A 23,986-nucleotide genomic window follows, 5' to 3' on the forward strand; every position below is an offset into this window, starting at 1 on the left:
AGACATTATTTGTACTGTACTTACATGACGCTAACCCTCTAAACTTCTCCACGAACTCAGTTTATCACTTGAAAACATTTAAAGTCAATTTATTTACCTGAGCCACATTTATTGAGTTTTTACCCATTTCAGCTCAAGGCTGAAATGGGTAAAAACAGACTCCATCTATTATGCCTTTGTTTGTACGTACTGCAATAACTTTGACAAAGGTTTCAGAACAAATGTTATCGGATTCGGATTAAGATCGTTCACTTTCCATGCCTTGTAATTTTCTGCAACCGCCCTGACAGTATATAACCCCGGGGTGCTTGTGCCACCTGTCCTCATCTTCACAAGGACCCTCGGAATATAGGTTGTGCTTACTTCATGTTTATACAAAAACCGTAACATCAATTCATAATCTGCAGCAAGAGGAAATCCTATATTCAGAAAACCATATTTTCTGTAAACATCCCTTTTAACAAAAAACGTCGGATGCGGCGGCATCCAACCGTTCCTGAATCTATGTTTTAAAAACTCTCCCGACTTCCAGTGCCTGACCGGGACATTCGTATTATGCCTGTCAACATAAACCAGGTCTCCGTAGCAGGAATCCACATTCTTTTCTGAAAAATACTCTACTACATTCTCAATTACCGTTCTGTCAGCATAAAGATCATCGGAATTCAATATCCCTACAACATCACCTGAAGCAACCTCAAGCCCCTTGTTCATGGCATCATATATGCCGTTATCCGGCTCTGATATGACCTTAGCTATATTCTGTTCGTACCTCTTAATAATATCAAGCGTTCCGTCCGTTGACCCCCCGTCAATGATTACATATTCAATATCATCATGCGTCTGACCAATAACACTTCTGATAGAATCCTCAATGTTTTCAGCCCCATTGTATACTACTGTAATAATTGAAACTCTCATAGCCCCCTCCTTTGTCTCACCCCCGAAAACGTTAATAATACCCTTCAACCTAAAAACAGTCTACACCCTTTGTTAACTTTAATGCTACCCCTTGTTGTATATTTCTCCATAATCCTCAAATTCTTTTTACCCAAAACAGCCTTGAGCTGAAATGGGTAAGCTGAAATGGGTAAGGGATTTTAATATTTTACCCTGTAATAAACCAATCCCAGATACTCTCTGAAAACCAGTTTTCGGCCAATGTAGCTGTTCCACCATCTGTCCATTTGAAAGGCTTTATTCCTGGAGACATAGAACATCAGATTGATATCTTTACCTTTAAAGACTTTATGGAAGATAAAACTGGATCGCCGGAGATGATAAGGTGAAGTCACAATGATAACCGATCGGAAGTTGTTTTCCTCTGTGGCTTTGAGCACTACAAGGGCATCATCATAAGTGGTGTACGAAGCCCTTGGTAGCGGAAGCACTTCCTCTTCAGATATCCCCTCACATTGATAGTCCTTGTTTTCCACGTCAAAGCCTGTAAACATAATCCTGGAGGCAAGCCCCTTCCTCAAAAGATCAACCGCATCTCTTCGCCGTTCTTTATCTCCACCAAGAGCTACAATAAGGTCTGCCTTCTCTAAAGGTGTGGTAACTATCAGGTACTTTCCCATATCAATCAATATAGGAATACGAAACCAATAGAGACTCCCGACAAGTGTAACGGCAACAACAGTCAAAACAATCAGTATATGTTTTCGCTTCATTTAGATAGATTTTTAACCTGATAATACTGGAGTTTATAAACCTTACAAATCTTTTTTTAAACGACATCTTCCCTATTACCCATTTCTGCCTTGAGCAGAAATGGGTAATAGGGAAAGCCCACCCCCCTTATGGAACTGAAACATTCGGCATTAAATCTTCCCGGATAAAAGTACTTCTCTTCTGCACATTCTCCATATCGCTAACAGCATAGCAATTCCTGCAAAATTCTTCATACTTACCCCTTAATAACCGGGAACGGCTATTTACAACTAACTCCGATGTCAGCATCTCCCTAAAGGTATTTTGAGCAAAACTCCCGATTGAACCAATATAGCAGAGATTGACGTCTCCATTGCTTGAGATAATAAAATTAAACCATGGATAGGCGCAAACAGACTTACCAATCCTCTTGGGTTTCCTGCTTGAGAACAAAGGCGGATGTATTATTGTTATTTTTTTATCCCTGTTAAACTGTTTTTTTACCTTTTCAATGATGGAATCGGACAACTCCTGGTGAAAAAATAGTGATTCATCAAACAAATCCGCGAAAGGTCTTGTCAGTTTAGCATGCCTCAATTGAACAATGTCAATGTCATATTCTCTGGCAAAATCATATATGCCTGACAGTTCTTCAACGTTTTTTCTTAACATTGTATAGTTTATCCTGATAATAGGATTTTTTTTCTTCCTGTTATGATTCCTGACTGATTTCAGGAGTGACAAAACATTCAGCAATGTAGCAAAGTCCCCATTTGTTCTTATTGAGTTGTAAGTCGACTCTGTAATCCCATCGATGCTGATGTTTATTTCGTCCAATAATTCTTCATTGATAATATTATAGATTATCTCTTCCTTCATTAAGAGTGCGTTGGTACATATCCCTATATACCCGTTAAAATATTTCCTCGCAACCCTTACATACTCCAAAAAATTCCTTGTCATAAACGGCTCAAAACTGCAGGAGAGATCAAGCATTTTCGTTTTATGAAATATCTGCCTCGCTATCGATTCAAACATCTCCATTGACATGATATTTATTTTATCCCTGTAACCATCCAGGGACATATAGCACATCACACACCGTAGATTGCAAGTGTTATTGGTATCAATTGCAATCCGGTAAGTCGGCAATCTAAACACTTCCAGTGTTTTTAACGCGGCTACCTTCGAACTCCTGGAACCTAACAGGTTATATAAAAATCGCATTGTATATTTATTCATATCGTCAACTTCTTACCCAATAACCAATAAAACCAATTAGAGTAACAGAACAATAGAACCAACCCAAATAATAACCAAGTTTATAATCCCTACCCCTTAATCACCTTTTCTTGAGCAAGTATCTCTTCATAGGCAGTAATCATCTGATCTGCTATTTTATCCCAGGTGTATTTTCCCATCACCAGTCTTTTACCTCTATCCCCCATCTCTTTACATAATTTTGGATTGTCCAATAGTTCACTAACAGCCTTTGACAGGTGATTAGCATCTGTATCAATAATCTTACCACACCCCATCTCCTCAACCTCAGGAAAGCTACACTGTTTTGTTATCACTACTGCAAGCCCGCATGCCATTGCCTCCAAAATGCTTATACTAAAACCTTCAGAATAAGACGGTAAAACAAAAATATCTGCTCTGCTTAAAGCTGCAAGTTTCTTTTCTCCTGTCAGCATTCCTGTAAATATGGTATTATCTATGGCATTCTCAGCCTTAAGTATCTCAACTATTTGGTTTTTATAATCATCTTTATCAGGCCCTGCTATTACCAGCTGAATATCATCTCTATTCTTTAATATATTTCCAAAAGCTCTTGCAAGTATATCAAGCCCCTTTATAGGATGAATGCGTGCTAAGAATAAGATTACCTTTTTCCCTCTCAATAGAGGGTATAAGCCTTCAAACTCTTCCTTAGATGGAAGATTTTTAAACTCCATTAGATTTAAACCGTTTGGGATAAGAAACACATTTTTGTTGTTAACAAAATTACAGATGCTTTTAACTTCATCTTCAGTAATGGCATGAATGCCTGAGGCTTCTTTAAGAAGCTTTTTTTGGATCAGGAATGAGAAAATCTTCTTCTTAAACGACTTATGATCTAAACACCAAGGTTCAAGCTCTCCATGAATAGTTATAACGAAAGGTTTTCTTGCAAACTTTGCTGCTTGACAAGCAGCAAAGTGAGGATGATGCCAGATTTCGTGAATATGAACTAAGTCAAAATTAGCGACTTTTCTCATCAAAGCTTTACCCAAAGGTGAAGAATAAGATGTCCAGAATTTTGAAAGGAAACTTTTCGGAAAAAGTTTTAGATCAACCTCTCCAAGATTGGTTATACATACATCCTTATCATTTTCTGATGGAGCAAAAATGGACACCTCAACCCCTTTTTTGGCTAAGGCTTCGGTTAGCTCAGTAACGACCTTTGTTGGGCCCCCCCACTCAGCAAATAAACTCGCTACTACATGTAGCACCTTCATCCTCTTAAGGCCAGCTCAAAGTCTCCGCTGGACAATCCATGCAGATACAGCTCCGGTAATACTTCTCCAAGCTCTTTAGTCCTCCTCTTGAAATATGGCAGTATCTTACTCTCAAATCGCTCCTCTGTATTCCATACCCTCTGCCTCCTGATCCTTACCGTCCCTTTCATCAAGGCCAACTTTCGTGACTTGCCATATCCGTTGCAATACCCTTTCCCTATATCTATCCCAGCCTTTATTCGTTCCGATTTACCCCTTCCTAAAAATTCGTTTACTTCCTCTTTAAATATCTCCTGAATGTATTCCTGCGTCTTTGTCCGTATACATTCTTCCAGCATCTCGTATTCTTCTATTGACCTCTTCTTCCCTTTTGCTTTATCCTTCCTCATGGTAGCGTTCTCCTTTCTTTCAATTAGATTTTCTAATTGTTTCTTTTTTCCTATGAAAGGTTACACCACCTTTAGGCGGCGCAAATAAATAAAGGTAGCAACTTAAGTGTTCTTTGCTTTAGGCTTGATCATGTAATTCCATTCGCCATGAAACCTATTGCGTTTAATATGAGGAGTATCTCTAACAACAAATTGCTACCTTTATTTGTTTACTCCGCCTTAATCCCTTTTTCCACTCTTTTTTATTGTACTCAAAAATGAACAGCCTTAAGTTCTCTTTGTCATAGTTGTAAGGCTATGTCGTGGCACAACTGCACGATATAACCCTCTGAACATCGTAATTATGATTACTAACGGAAGGAGCTTAATACCTATATCATAACCACTATTCAAAAAGTCTCCTCTGATAATAAAGGGTACACTTCCAATAGCAAGGCTGTAAAGAGCAACTGCATACGTAGAAGAAGACCGCGACCAAATAATTAGATCTATACGACTAGCAATAATACCCAACGCTACAAAACACAATATAACTGAAAGCCAACCGCCGTTTGCCCAAGCCTCACCCACTAGCCCAGGTCCGAAATTTGTTGGCAAATTATTAACTGTTACACCAAGCACCAAAGTAGCTAATTCGACACCAAAAGCTATTGGTTTATCAGGCCAATAAACACGAGGAATTGGGTTAACCAGCAACCCAAATAGACTCTTGCCGTAAAGGTAGGGTTCGATATTCGGATAGATCTCCACGGATTGAACGGTCCGCAAGAATGTATCAAATCCAGCACCGCTAAATAGGCTTGCAGTTCCAACTGAAAACGCGTCCGCGGTAGAAAGTTGTTCCCCAACAAGTCTTTGCCTGTAACCTGTCACAAAGACAATGGCAAACATAAAAACCACAATAAACAAAAACTTGATTTTCCTTAACTCAAAAACATTCTTAAACCACGAATAATTGATCGAGGGGCGAAAATAGAAGAGATAACATCCAATGGCAAGCAGAAAAGACCCTACCAGTCGACGGGAATAGGCATTTAGTGTGTTTACTATAACAAACACCACAATAAATAACCCAAAAAATCGTATGGCCGGAGATCTTGATGATATCATCGCAACAAAAGCTGCAAGGCCTGCAGGCACAATCAGACGGTTCGTATGGTAAGCAACCATGCCACCCGGGAATAGATACGGCAACAATTGGCTTAGGCAAAATAAAATAAATGCTGCTATAATCCAATGTTGCGACGTTAGCCATCTCTTTTTATTCAGCTTTGGCACTACCTTGCGGTATCGAGCTTTCCATACCAAATGATAGCTTATTCGGTAAAGACCGTATGCCATAATTAAGAGGAGATATGCCGTCATAAATTTCGCCGGGTGGGACGTAGACTTCAAATTAAAAAAAAGAGAGAATCCGTAAAAAAAGATAAAGCCGATATCAATAAATAGTCCCATTGAGAATAGGCTCTCGCGCCACCTCCTCAGATGGACCAGAATTGAGATTGAAACAATGGACAGGAAAATAAATAAGAAACACCAATTCTCAATCACGCTTTTTTGACCCTCATCACTACCAAATCAAGAATCTTGGCTAATTGTTCAGTAAGATATGACCGTTCGTAACGGTACAGATCCCTTGCAAGGGCCTGTCGCTTTTCAATGTGTTCCTGCATCAGTGCGGATAGTCTTAATACCTCTATCCTGCAACCATTGGTATCTGCCGGATCACTAATTGTGTGAATCCCCAAACTATGTAATACCTGTGCGTTAGCCCCATTGGGATGAATTATAGATAGGATGGGAAGTCCTGTCCGAACATATTCAAACACCTTTAAGTTGAGGCGCTGAGCTGCATGTGACCCAAAAAGAAGCAAAGCATCAGCATGGTAAGCATACTGTTGTGCTTCGAAGTGCGATAGTGTTTCAATGTGTTCTACCTGGTCTTCTAATCCATATTTCTTCGACATCTCTTCCACATTTTCACTATCGACCGGCCCGACAAAGATCAATTGAATACGCTTAACCCACTCCTGACCTTCATCCCGCAAGGTTGCCAAAGCTGTAAAGAGAGGTATACTCGACATAAACTGATCCAGTCGACCAACATGGACCCACACCCATCTGCCTTTCTGTTTATGTTCCATAATACGTTTGGGGGGATTAGTTTGCTCGATGACACGGAAGTCTTCTTCATCAAATCCATTATAGATAACCTTGCTATGCTCGGAAGGTAAGTTCTGACACAGTTTTAGGAGGTCTTCCTTCATATGCTCTGAAACGCAGATAACTGCTCCTGACCTCCGACACAAAAATGGTTCAGAGAGCCGGCCAATGATCCAAGAAAGTTTGGATTTCCACCCTGGAAAGACATATGGAGTGGTACTCCATGAGTCCCGATAGTCCAGTATATACGGTATCTTGTATATTAGCCAAAGAATATAACCGATCCAGAATGTCACAAATGGGTCGCCAGTCAGGTAAACTACATCAAAACGGTTCGCCCGCACCATCATATTTGCTTTTCTCAGTAGAAAAGGGAACCACTTCACGCCAAGATCGTTGATTGGAAACTTTTTGAGAATTCTAGTCCGATAGACTCGGACGTTCAAGGGAATTTGAGACAGTAGCCCGGACGCTGCTTCATCGACCTGGTGGTTAACGGTCAAAACCACCGGATCCCAACCAAACTTTGGAAGATATTTAACAAACTTCACTGACCGTATAGCTCCCGTGGCCACTTCTGGTGGAAAGTGGCCGCAGATCATCAAAACTTTACGACGAGACTGATTCTCAAAGTTTGTTCTGTTTATAAACATAGTTTTCTACGATACTTAGAGACAGTGACTCTTCTTTTACATTTCGTCCAACAACAATTCTTCGTAATGACGAACTACCTCATAGATGTTGAAATCTGCGCAAACCACTTCTCTACCCCGTATCCCGAATTGCTTTCGTAAGCTCGGATTTTTAGCCATAAATACTATTGCCTCTGCAAGCTTTTGCGGGTCTCTCTCGGGTACCAGCAGCCCTGTTTCTCCATCCCTCACAACTTCAGGACATGCGCCGGTATTTGTAGCAATGACTGGAAGTTCGCAGGCCATAGCCTCTACCATAGCATTCCCTAATCCCTCCGCATCTGACGTGGAAAAGACAAATATATCCATCCCATGTAGCAGATCAGGCACGTCATCGCGGGTTCCCATGAAATCCACTATATCTCTGACTCCTATCTCATGCGCCAGCACTTCCAATTCCTTTCGTCGTGGACCATCACCAATCAACTGCAATGCAATCTTTCCCAGGAAATTACGGGATGCAATCCCTATTGCCCGGATCAGGGTATCATGATCCTTGATCCTGTCCAGCCTGGCTACCATGCCAACTGTTACCTGAGTCTCACCCCTTCTGCGTATAGAAGCTTTGGGTGAAAATAGGGTGACATCAATCCCGTTCCGGATGACTGGAACCTTATCAACGTTTAAGCAATATTGCTCTCTGATTGATAGCTTCACCCGTTCTGAGGCAGCCACCTCTGTCTTGATCCATCGTCGACTCCCTCTGGCCAAAAAGGCATTTTTGAACTTCTGAACGCCAGTTACAGTCTGAGTGTTTTGTACCCCAACTATAAACGTCTTGATGCCAACACGCTTTGCCACTCGAGATAGAAAGTAGTGAAATGGAAAAAACCAACAGACGATAGCATTTGGTTGAGTAGAACAGAGATACCTTTCAAATTCTTTGAGAAAACTCTTTCTGGCTGGTGGGCTGTAAATACATCGATCGAGGGGAACGTCCTTAATGTCCTCAAAACGGCTGATTGCCCCCCCCCCTTCTGTGAGTATAAGGACTCTCAGTTCAAACTTTCCTCTATCGTGGTTCCGAAGTAACCCTTCTACCAAAGTCTCGATTCCACCCACATTCATTGCACGCAAAATATATAGAACTTTTATCCTCTCTTTATCAGCCATTTCTCAATAATATAGTATAGTTGACCAGTGTTTCAAAACTATATGTGCGAAACATCCGTGAAAGTGCGCCAGATCACTGCCCCAACCTACTTTAATGCTCCACTTTTCAAGCCCTTTATGGCAAAAAAGAATATAGTCCAAAAATAGGGAAATAGACAATTTCCAAGCCTTTCGTCTCTACGACTTCCCCTAAAGGCACATCCAACATGCATCCTCCGTCAGCGTTACTTGCTAAAATGATTATTTCATACACTTGTCTTTCAAAATAAATGGATAGTTTAAAGCAACTGGAATAGGGTCACCATAACTCCTTGCCAAGGCAAAATATGGAGCAAGTTGAAGGAAACGCATATTACATTCGTTTCTATTTAATCAGCACAGTATTACGGAAAGCCCTGATAAATCCCTCTGCTTGCCTCTCCGGAGTGAAGGCTGACACGTGCTTCTGAACTTCTTGACGCCAGACTTCAGGGGAAATCTTTCCCGAGCACATTATATCCATATGCTCCGATAAAACCGTAATTGCCCCCGCAGGATAGAAAAAACCAGTCCGCCCTTCAACCACAAGGTCATAAGCTGCCCCAACCCTGTCAGAAGTAATAACCGGCAAGCCAGAAGCCATTGCTTCATTCAGAACAAGTCCCCAAGGCTCAGAACATGAGGGCAAAACAAGCACATCTGATATTGCGTAATAGAAAGGTAGCTCTTCAAGTTGACGAGATCCTGCAAAACACACATCTTTTTGGAGTCCATTATTCTTACAATATTTTTCATATGCAGGCTGCTCTGGGCCTGAACCTACAAGAACCAAGTAAGCATCTCGGCCTATCCCCCGAATTCTTTTAAATGCCTCTATCAAGTCCGTTACATGTTTCTCAGGGGCCATTCTTCCCACAAAGAGAAACACCGTCCCACGAACACCAAAACGGTTTCGAAGCTCATCCCGTTTCGGATTCAATTCATTTGCTTTTTTTAGAAAAAAGTGGTGATCTACCGAGTTCGGGGCTGTAAATATCCTGTTATCGTTCTCCCCAAAGGACCTCAGGTATTCCCGAGAAGCGCGACCTGGAACAATAAAACCCTTACAACTACTCAAAAATAGAGATTTCAACTTTCTTCTAAGACTACTGGACATACGTTCTTCATACAACGTTGATTCACAGAATAAAAACAGGGGAATCCGCAGAATCCTTGCCCAAAACAAAACAACCCAATATGTCATATAATCGTAGCCCCCAACAACAATCAAATTTGCACCTATGAGATTCTTAAGGATATTGTAATTCAGAATGTTGTCGGCCGTTGGTCGACCACGAGCTGCTCCCAAATTTATACTCGGCAATATTGTATAATCAAACATTATATTTGACTCTCTAACGTTCCACTCTCTGCGACTCTCAGTATTAGACATAAAGATAAAATCCATTTTAAATCCCTCACTCTCGACCAATTGGCTTAATCGATTGTACAGAGGTATCCGATATGGAGGAAGAATGTTCGTTATGAATAGAAGTCTATGTTTCATCTATAGTTAAGTAAGCTGATTCTTTGGAGAGGCCTCATTCTTTTGTGCAACAGCAATTAAACCTGGAGAAAAAGAGGCACACATATCAGCCATAATGCTGTTGAGCTTATAAAACATATGAAAACGTGCCATCCACATGATTGGAATAAGGTTTAACCCATATATTCCTACGTCAATAAATCCGTGTTCATGCAACTGACTACGCAACACCGTTGCATTAAAAAAACGAATATGGCCAATATCCTTAGGGTTATCTGGATATGGCTGGCGATGACTCATGTGGAGTGGGTATAGCCCAAATGGAATACGCAGGCGATTATGGATTGTATTAATATTCGGAGTAGTTAGCATAAGATAACCACCGGGTTTCATTACACGGTATAAATTATCCAGAAATGCATCGGTGTCTGGTATGTGCTCAATAATCTCGGATGCAATCACAACGTCAAAATAATTTTCCTTATACGGAAGTGGTGCCCGTAAGTTGCATAGAGTTGTCTTAGCATCATACCGATTTCGCGCAACTTTAAGTGCATTCGCATTTACATCCAGACCATGTAATTCAGAAGCAATATCCTTCAGAAAAAAGAACATGTCACCAGTATGGCATCCAACATCAAGAACTTTGAGACATGTCTTATTCTTGTAGCTACCAAGTTTTCTTTGAAGCACGTCATACTTCCTTCTGAAACGACACATTGCTGCCTTACGTTTTTTTCCTATTATCGGTTCAAAAAAGTTTTCTCGAGACAAATCAGTACCAACTTCTCCTTTTATCCCCCGGCATACTCCCCTAAGCATAAGACGAATCCTCCAATATTCATGTCATCATAAATAACAATTCCTAACGTTATTAACCTGGCAAACAAATACAGAGTCCTTTGGCTGGCTGAGTGGTTAGTTTTGCTAACAAATATGTCTCTATTAAGAGTTACCAGGTTAATAATGATAAAAAATGACGTTCACTGTTTCCACCCACCATACTAAAGTGCCCTTTCTCTAAACCAAACTCTAATGGAACGCAAAACGGAGACTACAGAGTAGGGGAGTATATCAAATCTTATTCCAAAGCGCCAAATTACAACCATTGATAGCTTTACTTTCTGCCAGTAAGTGAGTAGCGAGCGAGCCACTACCCCCAAATGTTCGCAGGTTAGATTCCTGTATAAACGACCAATATTCTGCTGCTTTTTATTCGCATTTACAGGATCTAAAGCCTTGAGCATTCTTATGAGACGTGCTTCTCCGCTAACATCATCTTCTGGATTCATGCGACGAAAGTATAGAGGTTCGGCTACTTGTATGAACGTCCCTGCAAGACTTAACTCAGCTATTAAAACAGTATCGGGTCCTATTACATTTCTAAATAGACCAGTCTGCCTAAGAACATCCGACCTAATGACTCCATAAATCATGTTGCACCAGTAAAGCTTCTGCAAAACATATTTAAGCCGTTCTGCTGCTGATTCTAAAAAACGTGTATCTATGCGATCAGGCATGATATACAGTGGGTTATCTTCTAAATCCATATAGATAGTTTGGGAATAGCACAGTACAGCTTGAGGATCGTTCTCCAAGTCCACGACACAGCTAGATATAAATGTTGGAGCCCAGCCATCGTGACCGCCTGCCCACATAAAGTATTTACCTGAGGACAGGTCAAAGACACGATTGAAGTTTTCTACACTTCCGAGGTTGTATTCATTACGATAATACCGGATACGTGTATCTATAGATACATAATCAAGACATATCTCCTCTGTAGCGTCTGTCGACGCATTGTCAGATATAATTAACTCAAAGTTCTCATAATCCTGATCGAGCAAAGAGTCCAGAGCTTTACGAATAAACCGCTCTCCATTATAAACAGGCATCCCGATACTGACCAAAACAGAGTTTTCCATTATTCACCTTCTAACAAAATATTTCTTGAAATTTTTGTAAATTATAAAAAACAACACTCTATACTGAACATTCATGACTCTAACGAGTCACTAAAAAGCATAAAAATCCTATTTTCACAGTAAATTCACTGTAGATTGCATAGAAAAAACTATTTTTCTGTGCTTCCTTCCAGAAATCGAAAGCTCCTTATTATTTTCAAATATTTAACAATTACTTCCCGGAGTTCATCACCAATTAGCAGAAAGGCTCCTATTAGAAAAAGAATTGTTGCAATTAAGTAAGCTATTGCAAGATTGATAATAGTATGAGCACTGACAAAATCAAGAGCAATCCATGCCAGCCCATAAGTAAGTCCTGTCAGTACAAAGATTTTTAGTACATGTCTATACCACTGCCATACTGGGATTTCTATACATTCCCGGCATATCCTTGGGACCCCGTAAGAATAGGTAAAGATATGATAAAACACCCAGGATAGACCAGCCCCTGTCAGACCCCAAAAGTAAATTAAAAGTGCCGTTACTGGTAAAGTAACGAACAATCCATAGAAGTTCTGACGTGCGATAATCCCAGGCTTGCCCACGGCAAGGGAGAGAACATAGGGAACATTTACTGTTCCATTCATGAAAAATCCCACACAGAGTAATGTTGTGGGTACAAGCAGTAATGTCGCTATATCAGCGTTTAATATATAGGAAAACAATGGTAATAAGGCAAAAGGAATAGCTGCAAAGAGCGGCACAATCCCAAAACAGAGAAGGTCCTGCAATTTTCGGTATTGAGAAATAAGCTTAGATCTGTCTCCCTTTCTAAATAGTTCAGATAAGGATGGATAAGCTGCTTGTGAGACAGCACCAGTAAGCAATGCTCCTTTAGAGGCTGTGCCATAAGCAACGCTATAAAATCCAAGCACACCAACAGGCATCAGTTTGCTAATAATAAGCTTATCAGCCTGTGTACGAATAACGGAAACAATAGAAATAAACATCATCCTTGAAGCAAAACCGAAATTTCTTTTGACCACAACAGAAGAAAATCCCGGGATAATCGCTTTTAGAGAAAAGAAGCGGACAGAAACAGCAAGATAGATAAGTATTCTTAGAGCATAACAAGAGGCAAACCAGTATACCACATGAAACAAATTACCCCCAAAGGCAAGAATCAGGACAGTGCCGAACTGTTGAAGCCCGATAGTAACAACATCAATGAAGTTGTTAAACTCCATCCGCTGCAAGCCACGAAACAGGCTGGCATAAAAAGACCTTGGCAAGGCTACAAGTGAGGCAATGCCCAGAATACGCAGGATATATATCGCGGTTTCCGAATCCATTGTTTTCAGGTTAATCCACTTTTCTACCAGAACAGGCGCCAGGAAATAAATTGCCAACCCAAGCAAGGCATATGCACCCCAGTAAAAAACAGAAGCTGTGCGGATTAAATCCCGAATGTAGTCAGGTTCGGATTTGAAATGGGCAGAAACTTCACGTACCGTGGTGGAGCAGATTCCCATTTCAAGCACTGCACAGAGCAGAGCATTCATCATGGTGCTAAAGTAGATAATGCCAAGCGCATCCTCTCCTAACTGCTTGAAGATATATTTGATAGAAACAAAGCCAAGAACAAGAAGAAGTCCCTGACCGATTAGGTTATAAATAATATTTTTAGAGAGTCTGGACATTCTATTTAACCACCGATTGCACAGACTGAGTTAATCCTATTATTTGCATCTCTTTTTTGTCCACTTTCCATACACTAGCAAGATTAAGAATCTCTTCTTTATGCCTTTCCGGTAAGTTGGCACCTCTGCCTTTAATCCCTACGTTTAATCGTGTATTCTTGCTTTTCATTTCCAATATAGCGGATTGAATCTGATTATGGTTTACATGTATGTCATAAAAGCTAAGAATTCGTGAAACGGTATCAATTTGGTTTGAAAACAATTCTTCATAAGAAGTCCAGAGCACATCCATTTCTTTTGACGCTTCTCGCCATGACATATAAAAATTGAAATACCAAGGCAACATTACACGTATCACATATAGCAGCTTTTCCTCCTTGCTCATACCAAAATATTCTTTATGGACGTAGCCTAATAGAATACGATGGTCTTCTCTTTCGATATGATTATGAAGTGATAATACAACATCAAAGATGTTCCTTACTAATATTACAGGTTTAATATTGTACTTTTTCAAAAGCTTAACATTATTATTCGTACCTTTAACATGCTGCTGCGTTATTGAATTTCTAAGACTTAAGTAACGTAATGGGGTTTCAAATATGTCCTGTTCGTTATGCCCACAAAACTGAACTGCCATCCTACTTTGAAATCCGGTAATCTCGGATAGTAAAGTTGTTAAATAGGTAGAACCAGATTTAGGAAAACAGGCAATGAATACATTAGCACTCGAACTTGTCCGTGCTATCTTTTCAATAATCTTTATCAATGGTTTATTTTCGATAATACCTTTCAATATTCTTTTAAACATAGCTCACATCCTAAACTCTAATTCTATTTCTATGCACTGCTCCAAAACAAAAAAGACATTGCAATTTTCGGTATTGAAAAATAAACTTAGATACGCCTCCCATTTAAAGTTCTACACTGAGCAGAGCATTCATCATGGTGCTAAAGTAGATAATGCCGAGGACATCCTCACTTAATTGCTTGAAGATATATCTGACAGCAACAAACCCAATAATAAGGTGAAGTCCCTGACCGATTAGGTTGTAAATAATGTTTTTGGAGAGTCTGGACATGCTCTTAGCTGGTAGTTTTGGAAAAATTTGATTTCACATAGCCTTGCAATTATTAAATGTCTCATAATTGAATTGACATCAAAGAACCACTACACATGGCCATAATATCATACTCACGGTCTTTCCCTCTTGAAGGGAAGGGCTGTTGTCTTGACTATTTTGAGACAATTAATACTTCCTCACAGATGGTCAACCGCTTTGTTTTAAGAACAGATTAATTTTAACTTTTTCCTTGCCCCTGCATCTTCCTTGTTCCCTAACGACGACTCCTCTACCTCTTACTTACCATCTACGAGCTACCAGTTACTTCACACACCTTAAATATCCATCCGGCGCAACGGTAATAAGTAATTTATTTTCGATCTCCTTATCGATTTCAAATCTGTCCGTTGTTTTCAGGAACTCCCACACTGCTGTTTTTGGATTATTACCCTTACCCCAAGGTCTATCGGAAAAGAAATCTTCGGGAATGTCTTCAATTATGGTATCAAAAACAACAAGATAACTTCCCTTTGTTACCAATGGAGAATAGAGGTTCAATTCTTTGAGCACATGGTCGTGGGTATGCATGGAATCAAGGATAACAATGATCTGTTTTTTGCCCTTTGCAAAATCATAAACCTGCTCGACAGTCCCCTTGTCAATTGAAGAACCCTCAATCATGGATATCTTCCGGAACATGGGATGCGCCTCAATGGCCTTGCGATTGTGTGGGCGGACCTCAATATCTATGCCCAACACTTGCGCGTCTTCAGGTCCGCCACAGATCGCATTCAGTTCCAGCATGGATGCATGGAAAATCAACGATCCACCATGGGCAATACCTGTTTCAATAATCAAATCCGGTTTGACTTCCCAGATGATCTCCTGCATGGCAATAATGTCTTGGGGATATTGAATAATCGGGCGACCGAGCCAGGAAAAATTATATGAATACTTTGGCCGTGTGCTGGTTTGCATAAATGTATCAGCAGCCTTTTGTAGGTCGCTGCCAGCATATGAACGCACTCGCTGCCGGCGTCCTTCAATGAAGAGTTGTATTGGATCGTTCGCCATTTTTAATTCTACCTCCGAAATTAATTACAGAAAGTTGCCTTCAGATGTTTCGATTCGCCATTGTGTTTCAGACCGTTTTTTTGATCCACCGTGTGATATATGAACCTGGAGCCCGCCTGTAGACGGATTTCTTCGAGATAATTTGAGTTCATGACAAAAATCGAATCACCGGAACTCAAGCAAGGTAATCCGTTCTCCGGCGCCAGCACTGGAAGGCCAGTGGCGGGCATGAACCTGCCCTGTTTCGCTGGGCTGATGTCGATAGCAAACTCCGGAACCACCGCACCTCGACGCAAAAGGTGCAGCACAAAAATGACACCCTTCGAAGCCGCTCCCCAAACAATATGCTTCTTGCTCTTTGAATATTGAATCTTGTCAATCGCAAGGTCAATACTTGAAAAGAAATCGTCGGGAAATGAGAAATCTCCTGCCCTTCCCTCAGAACTCAAGCCTATTGTCGTCAAGTCAGCCACCACATAAAGATATTGGCCGCCGAAACACCATCCTGATTCGATAATCCTCCCAAACATCCTGGAGAAATCCGACAACCGAAAATAGTTGACGTGCTCATAAAAAATATCAAACCAAGCTCTGTGATCACATATCCAGTCAAGGCAAGGAACTTCTATATAAATCAAACCCTTCCCATCGTTAGCTGCAGCAATGGATTCGAGAAAACGCAATGGATTTGGAACATGCTCAAGAACATGACGAAGAATGATGGCTTCGCCAGTCATCCCGAGAGACGGAGAAAACGGCTCCTTGACAACATACGATTCTTCACCTTCATAGGCTGGATCCAATCCCACGGCCTTAAACCCCATCGACCGTAAGATTTCGAGAAAGGTCCCCTTACCACAACCCACTTCGAGTATGGATTTTTTGCCGAAATGCCGCTGAACAATGCGAGCGACTTCGTACATATGTTGTTGGAAGATACGGGAACAACCTTGTTCATTCTGATAATTCTGGTCATAGATCACCAGATCTGGGCTGAAGGCCGAATTATGGACGATGCCTGTTCCTTGATCTTGTACAAGCAAAACATTACCTTTTGGGCAGTCCAAAGCTTCTTGAGCCGTACTATACACACGGTTCTGTTGTACGGGAAGATCGTCCACCTGCAAAAGGATGTTGTCACTCATGCCCTTTCCAAGAGAGGTTTGAGTCTTGAGGCGTCGCCCCAGAAGGCCATCGGTTCATAATCAGGGTAAGGATAATAACCCAAATTTAGCCTGATGCTTGATTGCCTTTCCTTGACTCTCGTTTCAACCAGTCTGCGAACGGAAATGGGCTTTCCGCTGCAACAGTTAATGATTCCATTGATGTCCGGGTTCTCTGCAAGAACAGCCAAACGTCCGGCAACTTCTTTCACGGGTAGATAGTCACGCAACTGCTCGCCACCAGACATATTGAAACTCTCATGGCCTTGATCAATGGCACAATCTAATTGCGCCAACAGGCTACCTGGATTTTGCCCCTCACCGTACATGTAGAACAGACGAACCCACTGTAAAGTATATGGATGATGTTTTTGCAGTTCCTGAAGGAACCTGCGTAGAGTGTCTTTTGCTAATCCGTATGGGTTTTCCGGCAATGTCGGCAAATCCTCGGATAACGGTCCATTTTGCATCCCGTATTCAAAACAGGTTCCCGTAACCAGAACACGTTGGACCCCGGCCTCAACCATCTTCTTGATAAAACGGTAAGCTGCCAGCAGGTTCTGCTCAAAATGAAAAAGGTCCTTGTAGTTGGGCAACCCCGGCCAGGCGAGATAAACAAGAACATCCGGAACTCCCAAAGAAGTCTTTGGATCAAGCGATGGATCATGTACATCCATTGAAACAAACTCGACCTGATCGAACCATGGCATTGACTTCCCTCGTTCCATATTTCTGGCCACTGCCAATACGCTATGTCCACGTGCCATCAATTCAGGAACAAGGTGTCGGCCGACAAATCCTGTTGCTCCAGTAATAACGATTCTCATTATATTACTCTCAAACTCGGCACTGCCGTCACAAACTTCCCATCCCATTCACGGATGAAGGCATTCTCCTGCATTACCTCTTGGGCTATATTCCAGGGCAGGATGAGCAGGACATCCGGTTTCCGCTCTTTTAGTACTGGAGGATGCAGGATTGGAATATGGCTCCCGGGAAGAAACTTTCCCTGCTTAGAGAGTGCAGCATCGCAGACGTAGGGAAGCAGATCCTTCTTAACGCCTGCATAATTGAGCAGGGTATTGCCCTTGGCAGCAGCGCCATAAGCGGCTACCTTTTTCCTCTTCTTTTTTTGATCAATCAAAAAACCAAGCAAATTATCCTTAACCCTATCGGCCTTTGCCTGAAACCCCCTGTAGGTCAATAGGTTCTGCATCCCCTGGCTCTGTTCTTCAGCAAGCAAGGCCGAGACGGCCTCCTCACAGGGTCTTGTATCGTCTGCATGGCAGCCGTACACCCTCAGGCTGCCTCCGTGCGTGAGCAGCTCTTCTACATCAAATATCCGCAGCCCTGCGGCTGCAAATATCCGGTCCACAGTGGAAAGGGACAGGTAGGAATAATGCTCGTGATAGACAGTATCAAATTGAACATCTTCAATGAGACGCATCAGATGGGGAAACTCCAGGGTGATCGTACCACCTGGTTTTAGGGCTGCTTTCAGTCCGGCTGTGAAGTCATTAATGTCCGGCACATGGGCATAGACATTGTTCCCGATTATAAGATCGGCCTGTTTTCCCTCATCAGCCAACTCCAGGGCAAGCTGTTTTCCGAAAAAACGGCGCAGAACCGGCACACCGATCTTCTCCGCAGCCTCAGCAGTGCTTGTGGTTGGCTCAATCCCCAGACAATGGATGTCTCGGGCAACAAAGTTCTTCAACAGGTATCCGTCATTCGAAGCAATCTCAATAACAAAACTCTCCTGTCCGAGAGACAGGCGTTCTGTAATCATTTCCACGTACCGTGTGGCATGATCACACCAAATCTGTGACACGGAGGAGAAATAGGCATAATCGCTGCTAAAAAGCTCATCGGCATGGACGTAATCCTCTGTCTGAACAAGCCAGCAGTGATCACAGACATAGAGCTTGAGCGGAAAGTAAAGTTCAGGTTTAGTCAAATCCTCCTCCTTCCGATAGGCATTGGATGGTGGAGCAAATCCCAGGTCCAGAAAAACGTGTTCCAGGGGAGTGCGACAGTGACGGCAATTCATAAGGCAATACCCTCAAAATCCGACCGGAGAAAGGCATGACCACGATCCCGATCAGAGATATCTGTCACTGAAACCGGCCATAACACACTGATCCGGGGGTCGTTAACGTTGAGCGCTCCTTCGGCCTGGGCACAATATGGAGCTGAATGGAGATAGATCAATTCGCAGCCTTCGGTCAACGTCTGAAAACCATGGGCAAATCCTTCGGGGATCAGAAGACTTCTTTGATTCACAGCAGACAGGATTTCACCATGCCACTGCAAAAATGTGGGCGAACCTTTTCTGATATCCACGGCCACATCAAAGACCTCACCCTGGAGGCAACCAACAATCTTGGCTTCAGCATATGGGGGATACTGGAAGTGCAGACCACGGACAGCGCCCTTCTTGATGGTATAACTATGGTTGATCTGGGCAATACTCTTAGTAAATCCGGCATCCTTAAATTCCTCTGCGCAAAAAAAACGGCAGAAAAAACCCCTCTGGTCTTTGATGGGCCTACGTTCCACAACGTAGAGGCCCTCAAGAGGTGTAGGGTGGAAGTGAAAACGGTTATTTCTCTTTGCCCTATTCTCAAATTGCATACGACTGTTAGTCATCCGAAATCTCAAGGAAGGTCACTTTCGACATTTTTGCATCCTAATGTCACACCTTATAGTGTATTATATAGTTTACGCTTATCTTTTACTGCGTAAAGTTGAGTATTTTCCAATTTACCGGAAGTAGATATTCCTGAAATTTTCTGTATTCTCCTATATGCCAGCTTAATTCTTTAAAGAGAATTTTACTATTTCCATCTGAGGTCTTTATCTATTTTCTCATTTTCCATTAATTCATTGATTTTCCTTACTCTAAAATACTTAGAAGTTTGTAAATCCTCCAAAGTTAATCCCAAGTCTTTAAATGTATTATAAAGCTCACCAATCCCTTTCCTTAAATTCCAGGATGGCTTAAAATTAATTTTACTTATCTTAGAGAAATCCACGCAATATGTCCTCTCATCTGAGCCTGTTTTATTTAAAACCTCCACATGACAATCAGGGACTATTTCTGCAACCGTAGTTGCAATATCAATAACTTGGTAATTTTCTTCATTTATTCCCACATTAAAAGCCTGATTATGTATCTTTTCAAAAGGGGCTTCTAATACTGCAATGAAAGCTCTACAGAAATCCTCAACATGAATAATAGGCCTCCAAGGGGTCCCATCGCTTAAAACAGTCACTTTGCCTGTAAGATAAGCGCCTGCCACTAGATTATTTACTACTAAATCCAACCTCAAATTAGGAGACAAACCATATACAGTTGAATTACGCATAAAAACAGGGTGGAAGTTATCATCAGCTAATTTCGACACTTCTTCTTCTACCATAGCTTTTGCTTTGGCATAAGCAGTGATCGGATTAAGTTTCCCTTCCTCTGTCAAAGGCTTATTATTCGATGCAATGCCATATAAACTACAGGAAGAAGCAAAAATAAACCTCTTTATTCCAATTTTTTTAGCTAACTTAGCTAAGTTAATGGATGCGACATAATTTATTTCAGGTGTAAGAGTCGGATTTATTTCTCCTAAGGGATCGTTGGACAATCCTGCTAAATGAATGATAGAAGTGATACCTTTTAAATCTTGCTCATTAACATCTCTGATATCCTTTATTATTTGCTTTGTAGGTAAGTTTTCAGGAGGGAAAAAATCACATCCTTCAAAATACTTAGTATCTAAACCCTCAACCTCATATGAATGCTGTTTTAATAATTTTGTCATAACCGGGCCTATATATCCAGTATTTCCTGTAACTAAAATCATTTTACCTCCCACATTAAGTAAGTATTTTTTCAGTCAAGTCTCGTACATATTTTGCTATTGCTGGAGATGCTGTAAGTCCAGGAGATTCAATTCCTATCAAATTTATAAGTCCTGGTAATCCTTTATCTGTTTCCTCACTAATAATAAAATCCCTCGTTTCCTCGATAGTACCATACAATTTCGGACGAATTCCTGCCATATCAGGAACAAACGCTACTTTTTCAAGTCCGGATATGATCTTCGATGCATCCTCATAGAAAATATTCTTTTTATTACTATCAACATTATAATCAATTGTATCCACATACTCTGTATCAGGACCAAAACGAAGGCGACCTCCTAAATCCAATGTAGCATGAACACCCAAACCCATCAGTTCCTTCTGTGGCACTGGATAAATAAGCATTTTGACTGGTGATTTCTTTGCGTAAAAAAAGTATGAACCTTTACAGTACTTAAGTCTGTAGTCAGCATCGTCAATATCAATACCTGCTAATCCTGCAATATAATCTGCTGAAAGTCCTGCACAATTTATTACTATCTGAGATTTAAAATAATAGTTTTCCTGTTTGATGCCAACTATAAACTCTTTATTTTGTTTATTTATCAATATCACTTCGCTATCATAAGCAAAAAGAACTCCCCTATCTTTAGCCATATTGTAAAAATGTTTCATTAAAGAATGTGAATCAATGATACCTGTATTTGGAGAATAAATAGCTGCTACTGCGTTAGTATTTGGTTCGATTTTATTAACATCTTGTTTATCGAAAAGTTTAAGATCTTTTACATTATTATTCTTACCTTTTTCTAAAAATTCCTCAATTGTCTTTATTTCTGCCTGGTCTGTGGCAGTAATTAGCTTGCCCAACTTCTTGTAAGGTATGGAGTATCTTTCACAAAGTTTATATAAATCTTCAGCACCCTCTATACATAATCGTGCTTTTAATGAAGCTTCAGGATAATATATCCCGGCATGTATTACCTCGCTATTGCGACTACTTATTTCCTGTCCAAAGCTATTATGTTTTTCCAACACAACGATGTTATCATATTTTGCTGATAGTTCTGCTGCAATTGCCAAACCAATTACGCCAGCGCCAATAATTGTTATTTCAACTTTGTCCATTTTAAAAATCTATGAATCCCATACTTTCCAGTCTGCTTTTCCCGTATTCCACAAGCTTTCCAACTCCGTCTTATCCCTTAATGTATCCATCGGCTTCCAGAACCCATGATGTTTATATGCTGCCAACTGCCCGGATTCTGCGAGATTTTCCAGGGGATCGAGTTCCCAGTAAGTTTCATCTCCGTGGATATAATCAAACACTTCAGGCTCTAACACAAAAAAACCACCATTTATCCAGGAACCGTCCCCTCTTGGCTTCTCCTGAAAAGTCAGAACACTGTTTTTGTCATCCAGATTTATTGCACCAAATCTCCCCAATGGCTGGACTGCTGTTACGGTTGCAGCTTTCCCGTGTCTTCTATGAAAACTCAACAGATCACCAATATTAATATCTCCCACACCATCGCCATAAGTAAGCATGAAGCTTTCGTTACCGATAAACTTTTGGACCCGTTTTATTCTTCCACCTGTCATTGTGTTCAACCCGGTGTCCACAAGTGTAATCTTCCATGCTTCGGCCTTGGAGTCATGAACCTCCATATTGTTTTCTTTCAGGTCTATTGTTACGTCGGATTGATGAAGAAAATAGTTGGCAAAATACTCCTTGATTATGTACCCCTTGTATCCCAGACAAATAACAAACTCCTTAAAACCATAGTGGGAATAAATCTTCATGATATGCCACAAGATGGGCTTGCCGCCGATCTCTACCATTGGTTTCGGCTTAATAACGGTTTCTTCGCTTAAACGTGTACCGAGGCCACCGGCTAATATTACTACTTTCATGGGTCGGATCCTTTTTGTTGGGATAAGTAAGCTGACAAGCTGGCAAGCACAAAAACTGGCAAAAAAAGACATGCTACCGCCACCCCCAACGCACCTGTTGGGTTTGGATTTTAATGAGTTCTTTCAGGGGGTTACATAATTGTAGGAATTGTGACATGCCCCCCTCATGTACGTTAAAAGTATATGATATTTGCTGTGGTGTGGTCAAGCCTTTTAACACCAGGCGGGCAGGATAACTGATTTTCTTTTCTTTAGACAGGATGGACAGGATAACTGATTAAAAAAACAGAGTTGATTCTTAAATTAACTCTGGTTATACGCAATGAAATCAATTTCTTTCACTGATACAAAATCAGTATCTGCACTCATAAGGGGAATACCAAGATAAGCAGAGGTTGCGGCTATGATCCCATCGGGAATTTTCAGTTTATACCTTTTCAGAAATTCTATGGTATAATTCTTGATACGTTTATTTATATCAATAATCACACAGTCCTCAAGAAAATCAAGAATTAATTTCTTTTCTTTCCTGTTTAGCCCTGGATATCCTAAAAGTTCTAATTCGGTAACAAACGATATATGAATTATCTGGCCATCTAATAACTCTGCAATACGGGAATCACCTCCAAACAGATAAAGTGCAATATTTGTATCAATCAGTATATTCATTCCACTCTTTTCTGATCCGCCTCTGGTAAGATAATGGTTCTTCTTTTAATTTTAGCTTGCCGATATACTTAGAGGTGTTAAGTGTTCTTACACTTTTAAGATCTCTCTGTATTTTTCGCCTTATTTTTGTAATGTCGTCACTCTTTTTAATTGAGATGGTGCCCATTGAATGCCTCCAGATACTGTAATGTTGTTTTGAACGATAGGATTCCTTGTTGTTGCTTAATTATAACATAAAGTCTTTAGTCCGGCTGGTTGATCCTGTTGATATTTATCCTTCCATTATCCTGTTAATCCTGTCTGAATAGTATTTTCTGTTCAAGTTTGAATATTCAAAAAATTATCGTCTTCTTTTAGCCTTTTTATATATACCCTCTCTTGTACCTATCAGAGTGACTGTGATCAACTTTTCCTCAATGAAATAAACTATTCTGTACTCGGGTTTTCTTCCAAAATGATAGGAACGCTCCTTGTACAGAGCGCCAACTAATCCTTAAAGAAGCGCGATAAAACAAAAAACAAACAGTAAGAGGTAGAAATGCCCCGAATCTATTGGTTAAAATAAGAAGCGTGGGAAGCGCAATAACCAAAGAAAGGGGCATTTCAAGTGAGCAAAATATCTAAA

The 23,986-nt window shown here is 40.8% G+C and carries 22 protein-coding genes and 1 pseudogene; all 23 read right to left on the reverse strand.

The genetic code is table 11. The annotated features are described in order from the left end of the window. Positions 1–168 precede the first annotated feature (168 nt). The gene (locus VST71_02565; protein MEC4684603.1) at positions 169–921 is read right to left on the reverse strand and encodes a glycosyltransferase family 2 protein; all 753 of its coding nucleotides are present in this window, start codon (positions 919–921) and stop codon (positions 169–171) included. 179 nt (positions 922–1,100) lie between these two features. Continuing rightward, on the reverse strand, positions 1,101–1,673 hold the full coding sequence (locus VST71_02570) for a YdcF family protein (protein MEC4684604.1): 573 nt from the start codon (positions 1,671–1,673) through the stop codon (positions 1,101–1,103). Positions 1,674–1,800: 127 nt separating this feature from the next. Next, on the reverse strand, positions 1,801–2,895 hold the full coding sequence (locus tag VST71_02575; protein MEC4684605.1) for a radical SAM protein: 1,095 nt from the start codon (positions 2,893–2,895) through the stop codon (positions 1,801–1,803). 89 nt (positions 2,896–2,984) lie between these two features. Then, positions 2,985–4,148, reverse strand: coding sequence for a glycosyltransferase (locus VST71_02580; GenBank protein ID MEC4684606.1), 1,164 nt, complete (start codon positions 4,146–4,148; stop codon positions 2,985–2,987). Positions 4,149–4,159: 11 nt separating this feature from the next. After that, positions 4,160–4,543, reverse strand: a pseudogene (locus VST71_02585) (transposase). A gap of 267 nt (positions 4,544–4,810) precedes the next feature. After that, complete coding sequence (locus VST71_02590; GenBank protein MEC4684607.1) at positions 4,811–5,998, reverse strand: hypothetical protein; 1,188 nt, start codon at positions 5,996–5,998, stop codon at positions 4,811–4,813. A gap of 92 nt (positions 5,999–6,090) precedes the next feature. Beyond that, positions 6,091–7,257 carry a glycosyltransferase gene (locus tag VST71_02595; GenBank protein MEC4684608.1) on the reverse strand — a complete coding sequence of 389 codons (1,167 nt, stop codon included), beginning with the start codon at positions 7,255–7,257 and terminating at the stop codon, positions 6,091–6,093. Between the two features lie 138 nt (positions 7,258–7,395). After that, positions 7,396–8,511, reverse strand: a complete 1,116-nt coding sequence (locus tag VST71_02600; protein ID MEC4684609.1) for a glycosyltransferase — start codon at positions 8,509–8,511, stop codon at positions 7,396–7,398. 364 nt (positions 8,512–8,875) lie between these two features. Beyond that, positions 8,876–9,937 carry a glycosyltransferase gene (locus VST71_02605; protein ID MEC4684610.1) on the reverse strand — a complete coding sequence of 354 codons (1,062 nt, stop codon included), beginning with the start codon at positions 9,935–9,937 and terminating at the stop codon, positions 8,876–8,878. 105 nt (positions 9,938–10,042) lie between these two features. After that, positions 10,043–10,837 carry a class I SAM-dependent methyltransferase gene (locus VST71_02610; protein ID MEC4684611.1) on the reverse strand — a complete coding sequence of 265 codons (795 nt, stop codon included), beginning with the start codon at positions 10,835–10,837 and terminating at the stop codon, positions 10,043–10,045. A 182-nt stretch (positions 10,838–11,019) separates the two neighbouring features. Beyond that, positions 11,020–11,940 (reverse strand): glycosyltransferase, encoded by a 921-nt coding sequence (locus VST71_02615; protein ID MEC4684612.1) that lies wholly within the window; start codon positions 11,938–11,940, stop codon positions 11,020–11,022. 149 nt (positions 11,941–12,089) lie between these two features. Next, positions 12,090–13,619, reverse strand: a complete 1,530-nt coding sequence (locus VST71_02620; GenBank protein ID MEC4684613.1) for an oligosaccharide flippase family protein — start codon at positions 13,617–13,619, stop codon at positions 12,090–12,092. A 1-nt stretch (position 13,620) separates the two neighbouring features. Next, positions 13,621–14,430, reverse strand: a complete 810-nt coding sequence (locus tag VST71_02625) for a sulfotransferase domain-containing protein (protein ID MEC4684614.1) — start codon at positions 14,428–14,430, stop codon at positions 13,621–13,623. A 574-nt stretch (positions 14,431–15,004) separates the two neighbouring features. After that, a complete protein-coding gene (locus VST71_02630) occupies positions 15,005–15,661 on the reverse strand; it encodes a cephalosporin hydroxylase family protein (GenBank protein ID MEC4684615.1) in 657 nt (218 codons plus the stop codon). A gap of 116 nt (positions 15,662–15,777) precedes the next feature. Continuing rightward, positions 15,778–16,902 (reverse strand): class I SAM-dependent methyltransferase, encoded by a 1,125-nt coding sequence (locus tag VST71_02635; GenBank protein MEC4684616.1) that lies wholly within the window; start codon positions 16,900–16,902, stop codon positions 15,778–15,780. Further along, entirely contained in the window at positions 16,899–17,747 is an 849-nt protein-coding gene (locus VST71_02640) for an NAD(P)-dependent oxidoreductase (GenBank protein ID MEC4684617.1), read from the reverse strand. The genes VST71_02635 and VST71_02640 overlap by 4 nt, the downstream gene beginning before the upstream one ends. Beyond that, positions 17,747–18,970 carry a class I SAM-dependent methyltransferase gene (locus VST71_02645; GenBank protein MEC4684618.1) on the reverse strand — a complete coding sequence of 408 codons (1,224 nt, stop codon included), beginning with the start codon at positions 18,968–18,970 and terminating at the stop codon, positions 17,747–17,749. Before VST71_02645 ends, VST71_02640 begins: the two co-directional genes overlap by 1 nt. Then, positions 18,967–19,554 carry a dTDP-4-dehydrorhamnose 3,5-epimerase gene (gene rfbC, locus VST71_02650; protein ID MEC4684619.1) on the reverse strand — a complete coding sequence of 196 codons (588 nt, stop codon included), beginning with the start codon at positions 19,552–19,554 and terminating at the stop codon, positions 18,967–18,969. Before rfbC ends, VST71_02645 begins: the two co-directional genes overlap by 4 nt. Positions 19,555–19,757: 203 nt before the next feature. Further along, positions 19,758–20,777, reverse strand: coding sequence for an NAD(P)-dependent oxidoreductase (locus VST71_02655; protein MEC4684620.1), 1,020 nt, complete (start codon positions 20,775–20,777; stop codon positions 19,758–19,760). Between the two features lie 13 nt (positions 20,778–20,790). Further along, positions 20,791–21,906, reverse strand: a complete 1,116-nt coding sequence (locus VST71_02660; protein ID MEC4684621.1) for an NAD(P)/FAD-dependent oxidoreductase — start codon at positions 21,904–21,906, stop codon at positions 20,791–20,793. A 9-nt stretch (positions 21,907–21,915) separates the two neighbouring features. After that, a complete protein-coding gene (gene rfbF / locus VST71_02665) occupies positions 21,916–22,692 on the reverse strand; it encodes a glucose-1-phosphate cytidylyltransferase (protein MEC4684622.1) in 777 nt (258 codons plus the stop codon). A 303-nt stretch (positions 22,693–22,995) separates the two neighbouring features. Continuing rightward, entirely contained in the window at positions 22,996–23,361 is a 366-nt protein-coding gene (locus VST71_02670; protein MEC4684623.1) for a type II toxin-antitoxin system VapC family toxin, read from the reverse strand. After that, positions 23,345–23,527 (reverse strand): hypothetical protein, encoded by a 183-nt coding sequence (locus VST71_02675; GenBank protein ID MEC4684624.1) that lies wholly within the window; start codon positions 23,525–23,527, stop codon positions 23,345–23,347. The genes VST71_02670 and VST71_02675 overlap by 17 nt, the downstream gene beginning before the upstream one ends. Positions 23,528–23,986: the final 459 nt, after the last annotated feature.

The sequence above is a fragment of the Nitrospirota bacterium genome, assembly GCA_035873375.1.
Lineage (GTDB): Bacteria > Nitrospirota > Thermodesulfovibrionia > Thermodesulfovibrionales > JdFR-85 > BMS3Bbin07.